This is a genomic window from Corynebacterium sp. HMSC063A05, from assembly GCF_001809695.1.
GTDB lineage: Bacteria > Actinomycetota > Actinomycetes > Mycobacteriales > Mycobacteriaceae > Corynebacterium > Corynebacterium amycolatum.
In genome coordinates this window covers 39492-57435 of record NZ_KV798500.1, presented here as the reverse complement: position 1 = coordinate 57435, position 17944 = coordinate 39492, and the positions used below count along the sequence as shown (strand labels likewise).

Annotated in this window: 16 protein-coding genes; 14 read left to right on the top strand and 2 right to left on the bottom strand. The window is 58.5% G+C overall.

Annotated features, from left to right (window positions below):
- Positions 1–92 precede the first annotated feature (92 nt).
- Positions 93–461 (top strand): WhiB family transcriptional regulator, encoded by a 369-nt coding sequence (locus HMPREF2651_RS04090; RefSeq protein WP_005510060.1) that lies wholly within the window; start codon positions 93–95, stop codon positions 459–461.
- Positions 462–584: 123 nt separating this feature from the next.
- On the opposite strand, the gene HMPREF2651_RS10760 is transcribed toward HMPREF2651_RS04090, so the two are convergent.
- A complete protein-coding gene (locus tag HMPREF2651_RS10760; protein ID WP_070628649.1) occupies positions 585–1067 on the bottom strand; it encodes a metallopeptidase family protein in 483 nt (160 codons plus the stop codon).
- A 172-nt stretch (positions 1068–1239) separates the two neighbouring features.
- Here HMPREF2651_RS10760 and HMPREF2651_RS04080 point away from each other — a divergent pair, with 172 nt between their 5' ends.
- The 4 genes from HMPREF2651_RS04080 to manA all read left to right on the top strand — a co-directional run bounded on the left by HMPREF2651_RS04080 (position 1240) and on the right by manA (position 5487).
- Complete coding sequence (locus HMPREF2651_RS04080) at positions 1240–1647, top strand: DUF3499 domain-containing protein (protein ID WP_005509890.1); 408 nt, start codon at positions 1240–1242, stop codon at positions 1645–1647.
- Between the two features lie 116 nt (positions 1648–1763).
- A complete protein-coding gene (locus HMPREF2651_RS04075) occupies positions 1764–3143 on the top strand; it encodes a phosphomannomutase/phosphoglucomutase (protein WP_080972929.1) in 1380 nt (459 codons plus the stop codon).
- Positions 3144–3181: 38 nt separating this feature from the next.
- On the top strand, positions 3182–4198 hold the full coding sequence (locus HMPREF2651_RS04070) for a hypothetical protein (RefSeq protein WP_038627894.1): 1017 nt from the start codon (positions 3182–3184) through the stop codon (positions 4196–4198).
- An 86-nt stretch (positions 4199–4284) separates the two neighbouring features.
- Positions 4285–5487 carry a mannose-6-phosphate isomerase, class I gene (gene manA, locus HMPREF2651_RS04065; RefSeq protein ID WP_049182270.1) on the top strand — a complete coding sequence of 401 codons (1203 nt, stop codon included), beginning with the start codon at positions 4285–4287 and terminating at the stop codon, positions 5485–5487.
- Here manA and HMPREF2651_RS04060 read toward each other — a convergent pair.
- A complete protein-coding gene (locus tag HMPREF2651_RS04060) occupies positions 5484–6260 on the bottom strand; it encodes a hypothetical protein (protein WP_049182269.1) in 777 nt (258 codons plus the stop codon). The two genes, manA and HMPREF2651_RS04060, sit on opposite strands and share 4 nt — an antisense overlap.
- Positions 6261–6610: 350 nt before the next feature.
- Between HMPREF2651_RS04060 and HMPREF2651_RS04055 the strand changes: the two genes are divergently transcribed.
- From HMPREF2651_RS04055 to secA, 9 genes are all read left to right on the top strand, one after another.
- On the top strand, positions 6611–6985 hold the full coding sequence (locus HMPREF2651_RS04055) for a DUF4259 domain-containing protein (protein WP_038627901.1): 375 nt from the start codon (positions 6611–6613) through the stop codon (positions 6983–6985).
- Between the two features lie 67 nt (positions 6986–7052).
- Positions 7053–8507 (top strand): adenosylhomocysteinase, encoded by a 1455-nt coding sequence (ahcY, locus tag HMPREF2651_RS04050; RefSeq protein ID WP_049182268.1) that lies wholly within the window; start codon positions 7053–7055, stop codon positions 8505–8507.
- A gap of 45 nt (positions 8508–8552) precedes the next feature.
- Positions 8553–9182, top strand: a complete 630-nt coding sequence (locus tag HMPREF2651_RS04045) for a dTMP kinase (protein ID WP_049182267.1) — start codon at positions 8553–8555, stop codon at positions 9180–9182.
- Positions 9183–9236: 54 nt separating this feature from the next.
- Complete coding sequence (gene mtrA, locus HMPREF2651_RS04040) at positions 9237–9911, top strand: MtrAB system response regulator MtrA (protein WP_048731669.1); 675 nt, start codon at positions 9237–9239, stop codon at positions 9909–9911.
- A 78-nt stretch (positions 9912–9989) separates the two neighbouring features.
- Positions 9990–11663 carry an MtrAB system histidine kinase MtrB gene (mtrB, locus tag HMPREF2651_RS04035; protein ID WP_065423007.1) on the top strand — a complete coding sequence of 558 codons (1674 nt, stop codon included), beginning with the start codon at positions 9990–9992 and terminating at the stop codon, positions 11661–11663.
- Positions 11664–13505 carry an LpqB family beta-propeller domain-containing protein gene (locus HMPREF2651_RS04030; RefSeq protein WP_049182266.1) on the top strand — a complete coding sequence of 614 codons (1842 nt, stop codon included), beginning with the start codon at positions 11664–11666 and terminating at the stop codon, positions 13503–13505.
- A 493-nt stretch (positions 13506–13998) separates the two neighbouring features.
- Positions 13999–14256 carry a hypothetical protein gene (locus tag HMPREF2651_RS10890; protein WP_141746480.1) on the top strand — a complete coding sequence of 86 codons (258 nt, stop codon included), beginning with the start codon at positions 13999–14001 and terminating at the stop codon, positions 14254–14256.
- A 161-nt stretch (positions 14257–14417) separates the two neighbouring features.
- Positions 14418–15077 (top strand): ribosome hibernation-promoting factor, HPF/YfiA family, encoded by a 660-nt coding sequence (hpf, locus tag HMPREF2651_RS04020; protein ID WP_038627911.1) that lies wholly within the window; start codon positions 14418–14420, stop codon positions 15075–15077.
- A gap of 161 nt (positions 15078–15238) precedes the next feature.
- Positions 15239–17941, top strand: coding sequence for a preprotein translocase subunit SecA (gene secA, locus HMPREF2651_RS04015; RefSeq protein ID WP_038627913.1), 2703 nt, complete (start codon positions 15239–15241; stop codon positions 17939–17941).
- Positions 17942–17944: the final 3 nt, after the last annotated feature.

Sequence of the window (17944 nt, the reverse complement as noted above, 5' to 3'; positions counted from 1 at the left end):
GGTGGGTTACACGTGTGTAATCACAAATGTGTGTTTCGCACACTAAGCCCAATTTAAAGACCCGCAGCAACAACCATCAGGAGGCCCTCGGCATGGAAAAGTCCAGCATGTTTGATGGCGGCTCTGCTGTGGATAGTGAGACGAATGCGGGTGACATCGCTGTGAACGATAGCTCCTCTGAAAACCAGCCTCGGCCGTTGACAGAGTGGGCAGATGACCTTTCGGGGTTGTTTGAAGCCGTCGATCAGGACTGGCAGGAGCAGGCTCTGTGTGCCCAGACTGATCCAGAAGCTTTCTTCCCTGAGAAGGGTGGATCCACTCGCGAAGCAAAGCGTATTTGTCGTGCTTGTGGTGTGCGAGATGAATGCCTGGAGTTTGCTCTCGAGCATGATGAGCGCTTCGGTATTTGGGGTGGCCTCTCTGAGCGTGAGCGCCGCCGTTTGAAGCGGCAGATTGGCTAGGAAGGCTGGGGTCGGTTTTTATCCTTCTCTCGACCTCGCAGTTTCCCCTTGGGTAATACCCTGGGGGATTTTTCGTTGAACGGGTTTTTCTGCTCTCTAGGGAGCTCCTTAGAAGAGAGCTTTCTACAGGAAGTTTTCGTCGAAACTAGGATCCACCTCAACCGGATCAATACCCAGATATACCGCCACCAGGCGGGTCAGTACATATTGCAGCATCCGGTCCAGTTCCACTCGGCCCGACACACGGCGCTCAATGGGGCGGCGGAACACTACTACGCAGGGGCGGGTGGGGTTGCCTATGCGGTCAATGCCAGCAGGGATAAGCCGTCCCAGTGGGACAGGTCCGTCAGCGACAACCTCTTCCGGGAAGTACATGTCCGGGCGCAACTGCATGCGAGGAATCGTATCGATGGCGATGTCCAGGTGCGACAGTTGCCGGGACCAGCGCTGATCCAATGGGGCATAGGCGTCAATAACCGCCTGGTCAAAAGCTTCTGAACGGCTCTTCCAACGAGGTACTTCCGGCGGCAGCAGAGGCCCCCGAGGTCCGCGACCGCGTCGCAGTGAGCGTCGCAACGAGCGCGGAGTATAAGCCGATGAATTCATATTTGTTGAGCATAATCGGTCGGCCTGTCAACGTGGGTGAGGTCAACTTTCGGCCATGTCGCGGGTTTGCTGGGTAAGGCTGGGGTGCTCCGGGGGAGCGTCGGAAAGCGAAAACGCCCGGAGTGGGAGAAAAACTATCGAAACTTAAAGTTAGGGTCTAGACTTTGATGCCGTGAGTGTTTTTAGACGTTGTTGCCGGCCCGGCTGTGGCAAACCTGCCGTAGCTACGTTGACGTATGCCTACGCGGAGTCGACGGCTGTGGTGGGTCCGCTCGCCGCCGCGTCCGAACCGCATAGCTGGGATCTCTGTGAGAAGCACGCGCGTTCCATCACCGCACCGCTGGGTTGGGAGCTCGTGCGTTACGACGTGCCGACGCCCGCCCAGGACGATGATGATTTGACCGCATTGGCGGAAGCCGTCCGTGAAGCTGGCCGCAACGCGACTGGCCTGGTGTTGCGGGATGAGGTCGACAACCGTCCGCAGACCTACAAGATTGATTCCAGCCGTCACCCGTCGACGCGGAAATCCGCGCGCGGTCACCTGCATGTAGTTCGCGATCCGGAGGATTCGGACGACTAACGGGGCGGGCGCCGTGCCCCAGCTCATGCCATCTTGCCGCGGCATTTCTTTGTGAGAGCCTCTCTGTGGCTAGTATCATTTTTCACAACACTGATACTTACCCAGAGAGGTTTTTCGTGGGCACTTACAATCGTTCCGATTTGGATGCCGTCATCAAGGCCTATGACGTGCGCGGTGTTGTCGGTGAGGGCATCGACGCGGACCTTGTCGGAGCCATCGGCGCCGCCTTTGGGCACATCATGCGTTCAGAGGGCGCAACGCGTGCCGTAGTTGGCCACGATATGCGTGAGTCCTCGCCGGAGTTGGCGGCTAGTTTCGCCGATGGCGCGGCAGCGCAGGGGCTCAATGTCACCCTGCTCGGCCTGACCTCTACGGACGAGCTGTATTTCGCCTCCGGAGTAAGGGAATGCCCGGGCGCGATGTTCACTGCCAGCCACAACCCAGCTGAATACAACGGCATCAAGATGTGCCGTTCGCTGGCCCGCCCAATCGGGCAGGAGACAGGGCTTGCTCAGATTAAGGATCTGCTTGTCGGCGGAATCCCGGAGTACACCGGCACTCCGGGCGAAATTGATCGTGAGGATGTTCTGCAGGATTACGCGGCGTTCCTCCATGGGCTGGTCGACATCCGCTCCGGCCGTCGCCTGAAGGTTGCAGTCGATGCCGGTAACGGTATGGGGGGACTGACAGTTCCGGCAGTGCTCGGAGAAGACATGGATGTTGCTGACCTCTACTTTGAGCTCGACGGCAACTTCCCGAATCACGAGGCCAATCCATTGGAGCCCGCCAACCTCGTTGACCTACAGAAGTTTACGGTGGAGCAGGGCGCAGACATCGGTATTGCCTTCGATGGCGACGCTGACCGCTGCTTCGTCGTCGACGAGAAGGGCAACCCGGTCAGCCCATCGGCCATCTGTGCGTTGGTGGCCACCCGCTACCTGGAGCAGAACCCGGGTGCGGCTATCATCCATAACCTGATCACCTCGCACGTCGTGCCGGAGATGATTGTGGAAAACGGCGGAACTCCGGTTCGTACCCGTGTTGGGCACTCCTTTATTAAGGCGCAAATGGCCGAGCACAGTGCTGTTTTTGGTGGCGAGCATTCAGCGCACTACTACTTCAAGGAATTCTTCAACGCAGACTCCGGCATGCTGGCTGCCATGCATGTCCTGGCCGCACTGGCCGAGCAGAACAAGCCGCTGAGTGAATTCATGGCCGAGTACAACCGCTACGAGGCCTCCGGTGAGATTAATTCCCGCCTGGGCAGCGCCGAGGAGCAGCAGGCCAAGCAGAAGGAAATCGAGGCCGCGTTTGCCGATCGCACGGAGTCCTCGGACTGGATGGATGGCCTGACCATTGAGCTGGCGGACTCCAAGGCGTGGTTCAACGTCCGGGCCTCCAATACGGAGCCGCTGCTGCGTCTGAACGTCGAGGCTCCGACGCGTGCTGAGGTCGACGCTCTTGTCGACGAAGTTCTCGGCATCATCCGCGGTTAATCAACCCCACGCGCCCGTTTTCAGGCATGCTTGGGAGTATGACCTCGTCATTCGACTCCTCCCATAATCCGCGCCAAGAGGCCCTGTTCTACCGTATGGCCACTGCCGGTGCAGGTCTCAGAGCTGCTGCTTCCGCGACTCGCGGGGGTGCGTTTGCTCAACTTCCACTGCCGCGCAGTGCGGTCATCCTCGTGGGAAATCGTCGGGCGCAGCTCGCTGCCGAATCCGTGCGCGCGCTTGCCGACGACATCCGCTGCCCGGTGGTAATTGCGCATCAGCTGCCCAGTTATGTCGGTGCCCTCGACTTGGTCATCGTCTGTGACGACAACCCCGGCAGCCCACTGGGGGCAGCTCTGGCTGAAGCTGATAGGCGAGGTGCTGCCACGGTCGTGGTGGATCCCGGTGAAGGGCCACTGCGTGCCGCCGGTAGTCCCGATACGGTTGTGGTTCCGCGCCCGGCGATGGCGGAGTCCGCGTCCTTTACCGCCTATGTCGGTGCCATCGCCAGCGCGCTCACCGAATGTGGTGCCACCACCCTGGCTCCGGCCGGGGTCGTGGAGGAAGTCGCTGATGCGGTGGACGCCGATATTGCCGCCTGTGCTCCGCAGCGAGATGAAACAGTTAATCCCGCGCGGCAGGTAGCGCAGTGGGTGGCAGGCCGCAGAATGCTTGGAGTGTCGACGACCTCGGCGCTGGCACCGGTAGCGGAACTGGCATCGTTACAGATGCTTGAGGCAGGCGTGGTCTCGGCAGCGTCGTCGATAAGCGAATTGTCTCTTAGTGTGGGCGCGTTGCTCGCTGCAGAACCCCAGGAAAGCCGTGATATTTTCTATGACCCGTTCATTGATGGTGGGGATGAAGGGGCGACAGTGCTACCGTTGGGGGCGATTGTTTTAGCTGCGCCGAACAATGTGGGCCACTACCGGGACCACTACGGCGAGGTTGGATGGGCTCGTGTGGAGTGCCCTGCGCTCGATGCGGAGACTCATCATCCATTGGTTGAAGTATGTGTTGCTGCAGCCAGAGTTGGTGCGATTGCGGCGTTTTCTGCGTAATCGCCGGGTGTCACCGAAGGCTTTTGGGCCTTCGGTGAGATTGGCGTGCTTGCGCCAGAAGTGACTATTAGAGGAGTGATACGGGCATGGAGCTGTTGGACCCCGTGCTGCAGTCGTACCCCTGGGGGTCTCGTACACATTTGGCGAGAATCACCGGTGCGGACGCTCCCACATCGAAGCCCTGGGCGGAACTGTGGTTTGGTGCGCATGCACTGGCATCGGCCACGGTGGCCGGCACGCCGCTGGACGAGCTCATTGCGCAGGATCCGGCAGCTGCGCTCGGATATGCAATTGACACCGACAACGGCAGGCTGCCGTTCCTGTTGAAGCTGCTCGCAGCCGATGAGCCGCTATCGCTGCAGGCACACCCCACCTTGGCAGAAGCTCAGGAGGGATTTGCACGCGAAAATGCGGAGGGCATTCCGGCCACTGCACATTTCCGCAATTACCGGGACAACAACCACAAGCCAGAACTCATTGTCGCCCTGACTACCTTCGACGCGTTGGCCGGATTCCGCCCGGTGGAGCGCACGAAGGAGTTGCTCGCGACGCTGGCGGTACCGGAGCTCGACCACTACATGGGACTGCTCGATGCCGCCGATGACGAGAGTGCTCTGCGGGCATTGTTTACAACGTGGTTGACGTTGCCCCAGGATGTCCTCGATGAGCTGGTCGAGGCCGTGGCTGCCAAGTGCGCGGATTACAGTGGCGATGACGAGGAGTTCTCGCGAGTGGCCGAGACCACTTGCGAACTGGCTCGAAAGTATCCGGGGGATCCGGGAGTCCTGGGGTCGATGCTGCTTAATCGCCTTCGCTTACAGCCGGGCGAAGCCATCTACCTTGGTGCGGGACAGCTGCATGCTTACCTCAATGGCATGGGCGTGGAAATCATGGCCAACTCCGACAACGTGCTGCGCGGAGGGCTGACCTCTAAGCACGTCGATGTCGTGGAGCTACTGCGCGTGCTCTCTTTCCGACCGCTGCCAGATCCGGTGCTGCAGTCGTGGCTGACCGATGACGGCTGGAATGACTATGACGCGCCGGTGCGCGAGTTCCGCCTTCGTTCGCGGGACCTGGAGCCGGGCGAACATGTTCTGCTCGACGAAGAATCCGCCACGGTTGTGTTGTCTACAGCGGGCACGGTGGCGTTGCGTCACGACGACTCCGTGGTTGAGGTTCCCAGCGGCCATGCGGCCTGGGTTCCGGCTGTCGACGCAGTTGATATTGAGCTGACTGCGCGCCAAGACGGGGCAACCGTCTTTGTCGCGACCGTCCCGCGGGTGGGTTAGTCCTCGTCGTTATCGAAGAAATTTCCCAGGAATCCGGAGTCCTTCGGCTTTTCCGGGATTGGGGAAATCTTGCTATTGCTAGCCCCATTGCCGCCAGTGGTGCCCTTCTCCGTCGAAGGGGTCTGGTCCTTCGAAGAGGTCTGGCTCTTCGGAGGTGTCGGCTCCTTCGGGGATGTCGGTTCCTTCGAAGGAGTTTTCTGAGGAGTCTCGGACGGAGTTGTAGTTTGCGTACCCGACTGGGACTGCGCCTGCGATGAAGGCGGCTTCGGCTCAGCTGGTGCACCACCGTCGCCTTCCGGAAGACTGTCGTTCGGCTTTTCCGAGTTATCTTCCGGTAGCAGTGGCACCGGCTTGCTGGGCGTCGGCGAAGATATGTCGTCAGAGGTGGGCTTTGTGGTCTCTGTGGTCGTCGGAGGTGTCGATGTCGTCGACGTCGGAGTTGTCGCACTTGAGCTTGTGGAAGTCGGGGGGATGTAGGCCTGCGGTGGCAGGTACGGATCCTCAACGATTTCGGTGCTCGATGACGTGGTCGGACGAGGTACTAGACTGCCGTTCGTCTCAGTCAGCGAGGAATCTGAATTCGGTTCAGTGGTCTGCTGCAGCTCGGCATCACTAGGAACGGGAGGCAGTGGAGCAGAGGTCTCCATTTTCGACTGAGAGCCGGCGTTTTCCGGATTCGCCCCCTTGGCGGCACTGCTATCGGAGCAGCCTACGAGCGAAGCGCTCAGGGGAAGGGCTGCGAGCAGAAGAGCTCCAAAAGCCTTCTTCACCATGGTAGGTACTCCTTTCGTGTCATGCGTGAGGTCGCCCTGTAACGAAAAAGATAACAGTTGCATTACGAGGTCTGGGAACTAACTTAACATGCCCGTTATCTTCTCTCTAGGGTGAAAATTGTGTTGAAGGGATTAAATATGTCTCTCGAACTGTAAAAGTGACGAAAAGTCGGGTAGAACTTCGGTAAGGCCACATGCGGTTTTCCGGCTAGCGGTACGTGCAGGCGACAGCTTTTAGGTCGGCGGCCAGATTACCGTGGGCTCGTCGAAAAGCGCTCTTTGGAAAGCGCTCGTCGATAGACGAAAACTGGCTATTGGTTCGAAGCGCGAAAGGAGCGTGGCCACCTATCATGTCCATCTGGGATACTGAGATTTTTGGTAGCGATTCGGTCATTGAACTCTTCGATGAGGTTCAGGATCTCGACTCACAGGATCGTGTTGGTGCATTGATTGATGCTGGCCGCATTGGGGTGGATTCCGAAAATAGCGATGAGAAAGCATGCGCACTCGCGGCGGCTGTGATCATTGCAATTTGGAATGGTGCGCCATTTAGCGGCGGTGACATTGTGGAGGACTACAGCTTCATCCGGGAGGGAATCTCCGAGGCGCACGGCAGCGAGGAAGATGCGTTGGCTATCGCATCCGAGGTGTTCGATAGTCTTCTGGGGGAACTCAGTGAGTCTGACCAGGCGGCGCTGGAAAACTGCGTCGAAGCGGTAGAGTAACTCTCGCGTCCCCAGTAGTAATTCTTTAAGAAGAATCTCACGTCAAAGAATCTAGAGAAAGCGTTACATGTCCTCGAAGAACATTGATTTCAAGGTTGCAGACCTCTCCCTGGCTGAGGCCGGTCGTCACCAGATTCGTCTGGCTGAGCACGAGATGCCAGGTCTAATGGCGCTGCGCGAAGAGTACGCGGAGCAGCAGCCACTGGCCGGTGCCCGTATTTCCGGCTCCATTCACATGACGGTTCAAACCGCAGTGCTCATCGAGACGTTGACGGCGCTGGGCGCACAGGTCCGCTGGGCCTCGTGCAACATCTTCTCCACCCAGGATGAGGCCGCTGCGGCAGTCGTCGTTGGGCGAAACGGCACTCCGGAGGACCCGCAGGGTGTTCCGGTTTTCGCTTGGAAGGGCGAGACACTGGAAGAGTACTGGTGGTGCCTCGACCGCATCTTCGACTGGGGCGATGAAGATGCCAACATGATTCTGGACGACGGCGGCGACGCTACCATGGCTGTCATTAAGGGCATGGAATTCGAGGATGCTGGCCTGGTGCCGCCTGCAGAAGAGTCGGATTCGGATGAGTTTATTGCCTTCAAGGACATGCTTCGCGCCAGCCTGGAGAAGGATGCCGGCCGTTGGCACCGAATTGCAGAGTCGGTGAAGGGTGTCACAGAGGAGACCACCACTGGTGTCCACCGCCTCTACCACTTCGCAGAGCAGGGAGTGCTGCCATTCCCGGCCATGAACGTCAACGATGCGGTCACCAAGTCCAAGTTCGATAACAAGTACGGCACCCGTCACAGCCTTCTGGACGGCATCAACCGCGGTACCGACATGCTGGTTGGGGGCAAGAACGTACTGGTCTGTGGCTACGGTGACGTGGGTAAGGGGTGCGCAGAGGCACTGGTTGGCCAGGGCGCTCGCGTTCAGGTCACCGAGGCCGACCCGATTAACGCATTGCAGGCATTGATGGACGGTTTCGACGTTGTCGCTACTGAGAGCGTCATCGCAGATGTCGACATTGTCATCACCGCCACAGGCAACAAGGACGTCATTACTTTCGAGCACATGCAGCAGATGAAGAACCACGCGCTGCTGGGCAACATCGGGCACTTCGACAACGAGATTGACATGCACAGCCTGCACCATCGCGATGATGTCCGTCGTGTGGAGATCAAGCCGCAGGTCACCGAGTACATCTTCCCGCATGCTGACGGCGAAGAGCGCTCTCTGATCGTGCTTTCCGAGGGGCGTTTGCTCAACCTGGGCAATGCCACCGGACACCCGTCCTTCGTAATGTCGACCTCCTTCGCCGACCAGACAATCGCTCAGATTGAGCTCTACTGCAACGGCGAAAAGTACGACAACTCTGTCCACCGTCTTCCGAAGATTCTGGATGAGAAGGTCGCTCGCATTCACGTCGAGGCACTTGGCGGCGAGCTCACCCGGCTGTCCAAGGAACAGGCCGAATACATCGGCGTTGATGTCGAGGGTCCGTATAAGCCAGAGCACTACCGCTACTAGTTCTAGCCAAGGCTTGGTCGTAGCCATGTGTGCGAGGAGAAAAATTTGATTATCGCAGTCGAAGGAATCGACGGTGCTGGCAAGAACACGCTTGTCACAGCTGTTACCAATCAACTCCGAAGTCAAGGGCTCTCCGTTTCATCGATGACCTTTCCGGCGTACCGGCAGACGATCTTCGCTGATTTCGCCGATCAAGCTTTGCACGGTCAGCTCGGCGACACTGCGGACTCCGCTTGGGCAATGGCACTCCTGTTCGCTCTGGACCGCAAAGAACGTCGTGAAGCGATTGTTGATGCAGCGCGCGAAAACGATGTTCTGATCATCGACCGCTACGTCGCGTCCAACGCGGCCTACTCCCTGGCTCGCACGCAGGATCCGGCGATTGTCGAGTGGATTGAGAAGACCGAATTCGGAGATTTCCAGCTTCCGCTTCCCGACGTTCAGGTCTGTCTGGCCACGTCGGTGGGAGTGGCAGCCGACCGCGCACGCAATCGGGAAGCCTCTGATGCGCAGCGAACTAGGGATACCTACGAAAAGGACTCGGGTTTGCAGGAGCGCACGCTGGCGGCGTACCAGAAGTTCGCGGGGGGCTCGTGGCAGTCACCATGGTTGATGCTTACGGGGGATGATGGGGCGGACCGTCTTGTGGAATGGATCAGTGCACGCCTGCGCTAGCCACCTCAACTGGAAACTACAGAACTAGATAGCTTTACGTTTAGAATATGACGCATGAGCTCAAAAATCCTGGTTGTTGATGATGATCCGGCCATCGCCGAAATGCTCACGATGGTGATGGAGCGCGAGGGCTTCGACACAGTAGTAGTCGACGATGGCCTCGAAGCTGTCAAGGCAGCAGAGCGGGAGAATCCAGATTTGATTCTGCTGGATCTCATGTTGCCGGGCATGGGTGGTGTCGATGTCTGTCGCACTGTGCGAGAGACATCGGCGGTGCCGATCATCATGTTGACTGCGAAGACCGACACGGTCGATGTGGTCCTCGGCCTGGAATCCGGTGCGGATGACTATGTCACGAAGCCCTTTAAGCCGAAGGAGCTCGTGGCGCGTGTGCGCGCTCGGCTGCGTCGTCAAGAGGACAGTCCGAGTGAGACCCTCGAGGTCGGCGACCTGACTATCGACGTGCCCGGTCACGCCGTGTTCCGCGATGGCAAGGAGATTTCTCTGACCCCGTTGGAGTTTGACCTATTGCACACTCTTGCATCCCGTCCGAAGCAGGTCTTTTCCCGTGATGAGTTGTTGGAAAAGGTCTGGGGATATCAGCACACCTCGGATACTCGACTCGTCAACGTTCACGTTCAGCGTCTGCGCTCGAAGATTGAACTGGATCCGGAAAACCCCCAGATTGTGCTGACCGTCCGCGGTGTCGGGTACAAGACGGGTGACTAATCAAGGTCAGTCAGCTTTAGTGGGAGCCGATTCTTGCGTCGATTAATAACGAAGCTTCGAGACTTCACCAATAGGGGAGTGACCTGGGCGGTTACGCTCTGGCGCACGTCTATCCAAGCGCGCATTCTGACCTCTGTCGTGGTACTGAGCGCGATGGTGATTGCGGTACTCGGTTTCGCGCTGGCGACTATTGTTACCCAGCGGCTTATCGACGCAAAGGTTACCGCTGCCGACGAGGAAATTGACCGTGCTCGCGCGGTGGTGGAGCAGGCGATTGAGAACTCTTCGTCCAACGAGCTGCAAGCTCTGCTCAACGTGGGGCGCGATGCCCTTGTGAACCGTGCAGCCGGTTCCGGTGCTGCGCCATTGACAAGTTATGAACCGCTGCTCGTGGCGCCGGTGCCACGAGGCACGGTGTTGGCTTCATCGCCGATTAAGGCCGATGTCCCAGAACGATTGCATGAAGTAGTCCGACAAGGGCAAATTGCGTATCAGGTACGTCAAGTCACTGATAACCGCGGCGATACGTACTCGGCGTTAATTATCGGTAGCCCTACTTCTACCTCGGTTGATGGGCTCGAGATCTATCTGGTCACCTCTATGGCTGCAGAGGAATCGACTATTAAGTTGGTTCGTGGTCTGCTCGCCGGTGCGACAGTAGTCATCATGGCGCTTCTCGGCGGTATTACTTGGTTCTTCTCCAATCAGGTGACGACACCAGTGCGTTCCGCCGCCCAGATTGCCCAACGCTTTGCCGACGGCCACTTGCGCGAACGCATGGTCGTGCAGGGTGAAGATGACATGGCGCGACTGGCCATGAGCTTTAACAAGATGGCCGAATCGCTGTCGACGCAGATTAGACAGCTGGAGGAATACGGCAGTCTGCAGCGACAGTTCACCTCCGATGTTTCGCATGAGTTGAGGACGCCTCTGACCACGGTGCGTATGGCCGCCGATCTTATTGCTGACGGCGCTGAGGACCTCGATCCGGCGACTCGCCGCGCAGCTGAGCTGATGAATGAGGAGCTTGAGCGTTTTGAGATGCTTCTCAATGACCTGCTTGAGATCTCACGCCACGATGCCGGCGTTGCTGACCTGTCCGCAGAGAAGGTCGATGTCCGTCGCTGCGTGGATGCTGCCTATCAGCAGGTAACGGTCGTGGCTAAGGAGACCGGTACACCCATTCGCTTCCACCTGCCCGATGAACCGGTAATGGCAACAGTCGACTCGCGTCGTATCGAGCGCGTGCTACGCAATCTTATGGCCAACGCTGTTGACCACAGTGAGGGCAATCCGGTGGATGTCACAGTGCGGGCGAGCGATTCCGCGGTCTCGTTTACGGTCGTTGACCACGGTGTGGGGCTAAAGCCGGAGCAGCAAGAGCTGGTGTTTAACCGGTTCTGGCGCGCTGACCCCTCGCGTGTCCGACGCACCGGTGGTACCGGACTTGGCTTGGCGATCGCGCGTGAGGACGCACAATTGCATGGTGGGGAACTGGAGGCATTTGGCGTGCCGACGGTCGGTAGCTGTTTCCGCCTGACTGTGCCACTGGAGCCTGATGCGAGCTTCGGTGAGCATCCGCTCGGCCTGGAAGTTCCGCCGCTGCCCGATCAGATTCCGCATCAGCAGGAAATTGGTGCACGGGAGTTGGAATCGGATTCGATTGCACCGCAAGTCAAGAGCCAGGATCAGGATAAGGGGCAGCGGACTAGCGATAGCGAATCCCGACAGGCACGAGAGGAGGATATTTAAATGACGGCGCAGCAACAGTCAAAGGCTCGTCGCGTCCTGCGTAAGACAGTGGCGCTTAGCTCAGTGATCATTTTGGGCACGGCCGCAGGATGTACCACCATTCCGAGGAACACCAGCCCCCAGGTGCTGCGTCCGTTTGAGCCGCCCCAAGTTCGTATTGAGGTTCCGCAGCCACGGCCGAATGTCAATGCAGACATTGTCCTGCGCGACTTTTTCGCCGCGGCCGCGCATCCGGTTGATGATTTTCAAGCTATGCGTGCCTTCATGACCCCGGAACTTGCGGCCAGTTGGAAGCCGCATGATAGCGCCCGCATTCTCGACGGTGTCAACCTCATCGCTCAACGGGATGAAGGAGGTTCTCGACAGTCCTTCGTTGCCCGAGGTCGCAGCGTTGGTCAATTTGGTACTGATGGTGCTTATGAGCCCCAGTCCGGTGACTATGAGGAAACCGTGGAGATGAAGCTCGGTTCGGATGGGCAGTGGCGCATTTCCTCGCTGCCCGACGGTGTTGTCATGGAGCGTCAGGCATTCCTGGAAAACAATGTGCCTCGCAATGTCTATTTCCTCGACCCGGCGGGTAATCATTTGGTCACAGATCGTCGTTGGCTCTATCGTGGCGTCACCGATGGCGCGACCAATCTGTTGACAAAGCTGAAGAACGGACCATCAGCACCACTGCGACCGGGCGTCACCACAGTGCTCAAGCCCAATGCCTCAATTGCGGTGGAAGCAGGACCTGTGTCCAACTCGGACGGTCGCAGGGTCGAAATCACCGGATTGGGTGATGTTTCCGAGGAACTGCGTGTCATGCTCGCGGCACAGATTATCTGGACTCTCGACTCGGCAGATTTCCGTGGTCCGTGGATCCTCATGGCCGACGGCGAACCACTAATTGCCAGCCACGACGAGCCGTGGACGAAGGATACCGACGCAATCCAGCTCTACGACCCGAATCATCTACCGGCTGATAACGCGCCGTTGCGGACGGTCGACCGCAGCGGTATCTACGAGATTGCTGACGGCCACGCCACACCTGTGGGACGCGGCTGGACTGCCAGCGGCAGCACTGCGGTGTTTTCCGCGGCAGTGGGCATCAACCCCAATGGCAGCGAGCTTATTGCCGCCGTGTTCCGCTCGGCTGTGGATGGTCGTACCGGTTCGTATGACCTTGGGGAGTCCACATTGATGCTCGGCGGAATACAAGATCAGCCGGTTCCTGTGCTGACTGGCGAGAGTCTCACCCGTCCGACATGGTCGCCAGATGCCGAGGCGGTCTGGACAGTGAAGGACGGTACAACCGTCGTACGCCTGGTTCGGCAGTCGACGTCGTCCCGGATTCAGCAGGAGGAGGTTGATACCTCTGAGCTCAGTCACCTTCTTGACGGCGGCGAAGACACGGGGCACCCAAGCGCCGGTATTTCTGAATTCCGCGTCGATTCTTCGGGCACGCAGGTAGCGATGATTATCGCTGGTGAGGTCTATATCGCCACCATCGAAAGGCATGACGACAAACCGTGGAAGTTGACGCATCCGCGCGCTCTGCCGCTCCCTGAAAACGTTTCCCCGGTGTCGCTGACGTGGTCGCCGAATCAAACGGTCACGGTGGGCGGTTACAGCGGAGACACCCCGATGTGGAGTGCCTTCCCGGACGGTGCGACCAGCTCCGTTCTGCCGAAGCTCAACCTGACACCGCCAATTCCTGTGGTTACCGCGACCTCGTCGAAGCGTTACGCATTGGATGCCACCGGTGTTATGGAGCTGATCTCCAGCGAGGGGCAACAGCAGTTCTGGCGCCAGGTTCCGGGTGCGCGTGGTCGAATGGCTCCGGTGTCTGTGGAGTAAGCGCAAATCGGGGAGGGGATCAATGGCGCAGGGGAAATCATCGCAGGATGTACTGCGCGTGCTTTACGACGTCACTCGCGATGCGATTGGCCTCGTGATACCGGAAACCTGCCCGGTGTGCGGCTGCTCCGGGACGCTGTGTCGTGATTGCAAGGACAATCTTCAGCAACCTCCAGTGCGGTTTTCACCGCGGGCTGCGTTACGCGCAGCAGCGTGGACCTGCGGTCCGTACTCCGGTGCGAGGAGACATCTCATTTTGTCGGCCAAAGAACGGGGCAGTGGTGAAGCCAGACGAATCATGGGGGCTGTGTTCGCCGCTGCGGTACGAAGGCTGGCCTCAGACGGCCATATAATGCCCCCGGAAATTACCCCCGTCATTTTGATTCCCGCGCCGACAAGATTGTCATCCCGTCGACAACGGGGTGGGGATCCGGTAACAATTGCCTGCGACTTTGCCTGCAGTCAGCTCCCCTCTAGTTCGGTATTGCCCCTGGTGCGCATTGCTGAGCGCACGCGGGATTCCGCGGAACTTGGGGCTTCTCAACGCAGACGAAACCTTTCTGGCCACATTGTGCCGCTGACGCAATTCAAGCACGGAATTAGTGGCAAGCTGCGACAACGGTGTGCCCAGGCGACAGTGATTCTGGTTGATGATGTGGCCACCACTGGTGCCACTGCAGCGGAAACCGAGTTGGTGGCAGCGTCATTGGGGATTCGCATCGACATGGTGTTGGTACTCGCCCGGGCGTAGACGCAGGGGTGTCGTCGGCAAGCGAAAAATAAACGAGGGGAACGTGGCATTGGTTACCCCCGGAACTGTATCCTGGGGGTGCAGAAAGACTCGTCACCGTAGACGCCGTGAGTAATCCCGCTCACGGAAGGGCGGTGGCCATACCGGGAGGTAGGTAGCAAGTGTCCACACCTGCTGACAACAACGAGGTACTCAGCCCGAACGCTCAGGTGACCATCACCGGGCGCAATGTTGAGGTTCCAGAGCACTTCGCAGATCGTGTTAAGGCGAAGCTGGCGAAGATTGAGCGCCTCGACCCGACTTTGACCTTCTTCCACGTGGAGCTCCAGCACGAGCCGAATCCGCGCCGTGCAGACCGCTCTGACCGTATTCAGATCACCGCTACTGGCAAGGGGCACCTGGCTCGTGCGGAGGCGAAGGAAGATAGCTTCTACGCTGCACTGGAGTCTGCTCTGGGCAAGATGGAGCGCTCCCTGCGTAAGGTGAAGGCTCGCCGCAAGATTAGCCGTTCTGGCCACCGTGCACCGATGTCCGTCGGCGAGGCAACTGCTTCGCTGGTTGCAGAGGCTGAGGCAGCGGCTCCGGAAAAGGCTGATCCGTACGAGGATCTGGTTGAGGACGTACGTCCGGGCCAGGTTGTGCGTACCAAGCAGCACTCCGCAACTCCGATGACGGTCGAAGATGCTCTGTCTGAGATGGAGCTCGTCGGTCACGACTTCTACCTCTTCGTTAACGAGGCAACCTCTCGTCCGTCCGTGGTCTACCGTCGTCACGCATACGACTACGGTCTGATTGAGCTGGCAGAGGAAGACGAGAAGTAAGTCTTCATCAAAAAGAGCACGCAATGCCGCACAGAGCTGTGTATTGGTAAGTAATTGCTCACATGAGCCCGTCTTCTCTTAGAAGGGAAGGCGGGTTCGTCGTATAATCAACCGTTGCACATTAAAGTTCGACGTGAATCGGCCGGAAAGGTCCCAATTTAGTGTTTTCGCTCAGCAAGTTGCTCCGCATTGGTGAAGGCCGCGCTGTCAAGAGGCTTGGCAATATTGCAGATCAGGTCATCGCCAAGGAAGACGAGTACGCAGCTCTTTCAGACGATGAACTCCGCGCCAAGACCGAGGAGTTTAAGAAGCAGCTGGCTGACGGTGCCGATGTAGACGATCTGCTGCTGGATGCTTTCGCCACGGCGCGTGAGGCATCCTGGCGCGTGCTGGGTCAGAAGCACTACCGCGTCCAGGTTATGGGCGGTGCGGCACTGCACTTCGGCAACGTTGCCGAAATGGGTACTGGTGAAGGTAAGACCCTGACCTGTGTGCTGCCCGCATACCTCAATGCGTTGGCAGGCAAGGGCGTTCATGTCGTTACGGTTAATGACTACCTGGCTAAGCGTGACGCGGAGTGGATGGGTCGAGTCCACCGCTTCCTGGGGCTTGAGACCTCGGTGATTCTCTCTGAGCTCAGCCCGGACCAGCGCCGCAAGGCCTATGCTGCCGACATCACCTACGGCACGAACAATGAGTTCGGCTTTGACTACCTGCGCGACAATATGGCGCATTCGCTCGACGATTTGGTGCAGCGTGGGCACCACTTCGCCATCGTCGATGAGGTTGACTCGATTCTGATTGACGAGGCCCGTACCCCGTTAATTATTTCCGGTCCGGCGGATGGCGATCCGCACTGGTACCTGGCGTTCTCCAAGATTGTGCCGCGTATGAAGCGCGACATTCACTACGAAGTCGATGAGCGTAAGCGCACCATCGGTATTCGTGAAGAGGGTGTTGAATTCGTTGAGGATCAGCTGGGTATTTCAAACCTGTATGCTCCGGAAAATTCCTCGCTGGTCAGCTACCTGAACAATGCTCTGAAGGCCAAGGAGCTGTTCACCCGCGACAAGGATTACATTATCCGTAATGGTGAGATTCTCATTGTCGATGAGTTCACCGGTCGTGTGCTGGCAGGCCGTCGCTATAACGAGGGCATGCACCAGGCAATTGAGGCCAAGGAAGGGGTGGAGATTAAAAACGAGAACCAGACGCTGGCAACCGTCACGCTCCAGAACTACTTCCGCCTCTACGACAAGCTGTCCGGTATGACCGGTACGGCTGAGACTGAAGCGGCTGAGCTGCACCAGATTTACAAGCTGAACGTCATGGCGATCCCGCCGAATCGCCCGAAGCAGCGCGAGGATCTGCCCGACCTGATTTACAAGACGCAGGAGGCAAAGTTCGCCGCTGTTGTCGAGGACATCCGCGAATGCCATGAAAAGGGCCAGCCAGTTCTCGTTGGTACGACGTCAGTCGAGAAATCCGAGTACCTTTCCAAGCTCCTGCAGCGCGAAGGTATTCCTCATTCGGTGCTGAATGCAAAGCACCACGAGAAGGAAGCTGAGATTGTCGCGGTGGCGGGTCGTCTCGGAGGAGTTACTGTGGCAACTAACATGGCCGGTCGTGGTACTGACATCGTGCTGGGCGGTAACCCGGACATCATCGCTGACCTGAATCTGCGCTCTCGTGGTCTGGACCCGGTGGAAACTCCGGAAGAGTACGAAGAGGCGTGGGACGCTGAGATTGAGCGTGTTCGTCAGCAGTCGAAGGAAGAAGCTGACAAGGTACGTGAGGCCGGTGGACTCTACGTCCTGGGCACTGAGCGCCATGAGTCGCGCCGCATTGACAACCAGTTGCGTGGTCGTACCGGTCGTCAGGGTGACCCGGGTGTTACCCGCTTCTACCTGTCCATGCGCGATGATCTCATGGTTCGCTTCAACGGCCAGCGCATGGAAGCGCTGATGAACACTCTGAATGTCCCGGATGACGTTCCTATTGACTCCAAGGTTGTCTCCAACTCCATTAAGAGCGTTCAGGCTCAGGTGGAAAGCCAGAACTTCGAAATCCGTAAGAATGTTCTGAAGTATGACGAGGTTATGAACCAGCAGCGTAAGGTCATCTACGCTGAGCGCCGTCGCATCCTCGAAGGTGAGGATTTGAAGACTCAGGTTCGCGACATGCAGGACGATGTCGTCGATGCGTATGTCAACGGTGCCACCGCTGACGGTTACGTGGAGGATTGGGACCTCGACGAGCTGTGGAATGCCCTTGAGCAGCTCTACAGCCCGACGTTTACGGCGCAGGAGCTCATCGATGGCTCTGACTTCGGTACCCCGGGTGACCTCTCGGCCGATGAGCTGTCCAAGGCTCTGCACACGGATATCTCCGCCAGCTACGACCAGCTTGAGGATGCGGTTTCCGCAATTGGTGGCGACGACCAGATGCGCAACATTGAGCGCTTCACCATCCTGAACGTCATGGACCAGAAGTGGCGCGAGCACCTCTACGAGATGGACTACCTCAAGGAGGGCATTGGCTTGCGCGCCATGGCCCAGGCTGACCCGCTGGTGGAGTACCAGCGTGAGGGCTACGACATGTTCACCGCGATGATGGACGGCATCAAGGAAGAATCGGTTCGTCAGCTGTTCCTAATCCGTAAGCAGGTTATGCCCGCAGTGGAAAACACTGAGGGGCAGGAAAACCAGGCTCCGGCTCTGCCAACGGAAGCTGCTGAGAAAAATCAGCAGATGACCTACTCCGGCCCCAGCGAGGACGGCAGTGCAGAGCAGCAGCGCATGGATCAAGAGCGTGAGGGCAACCGGGCGCAGCGTCGGAAGGCGGCTCGCAAGCGCCGTCGCTAAGCA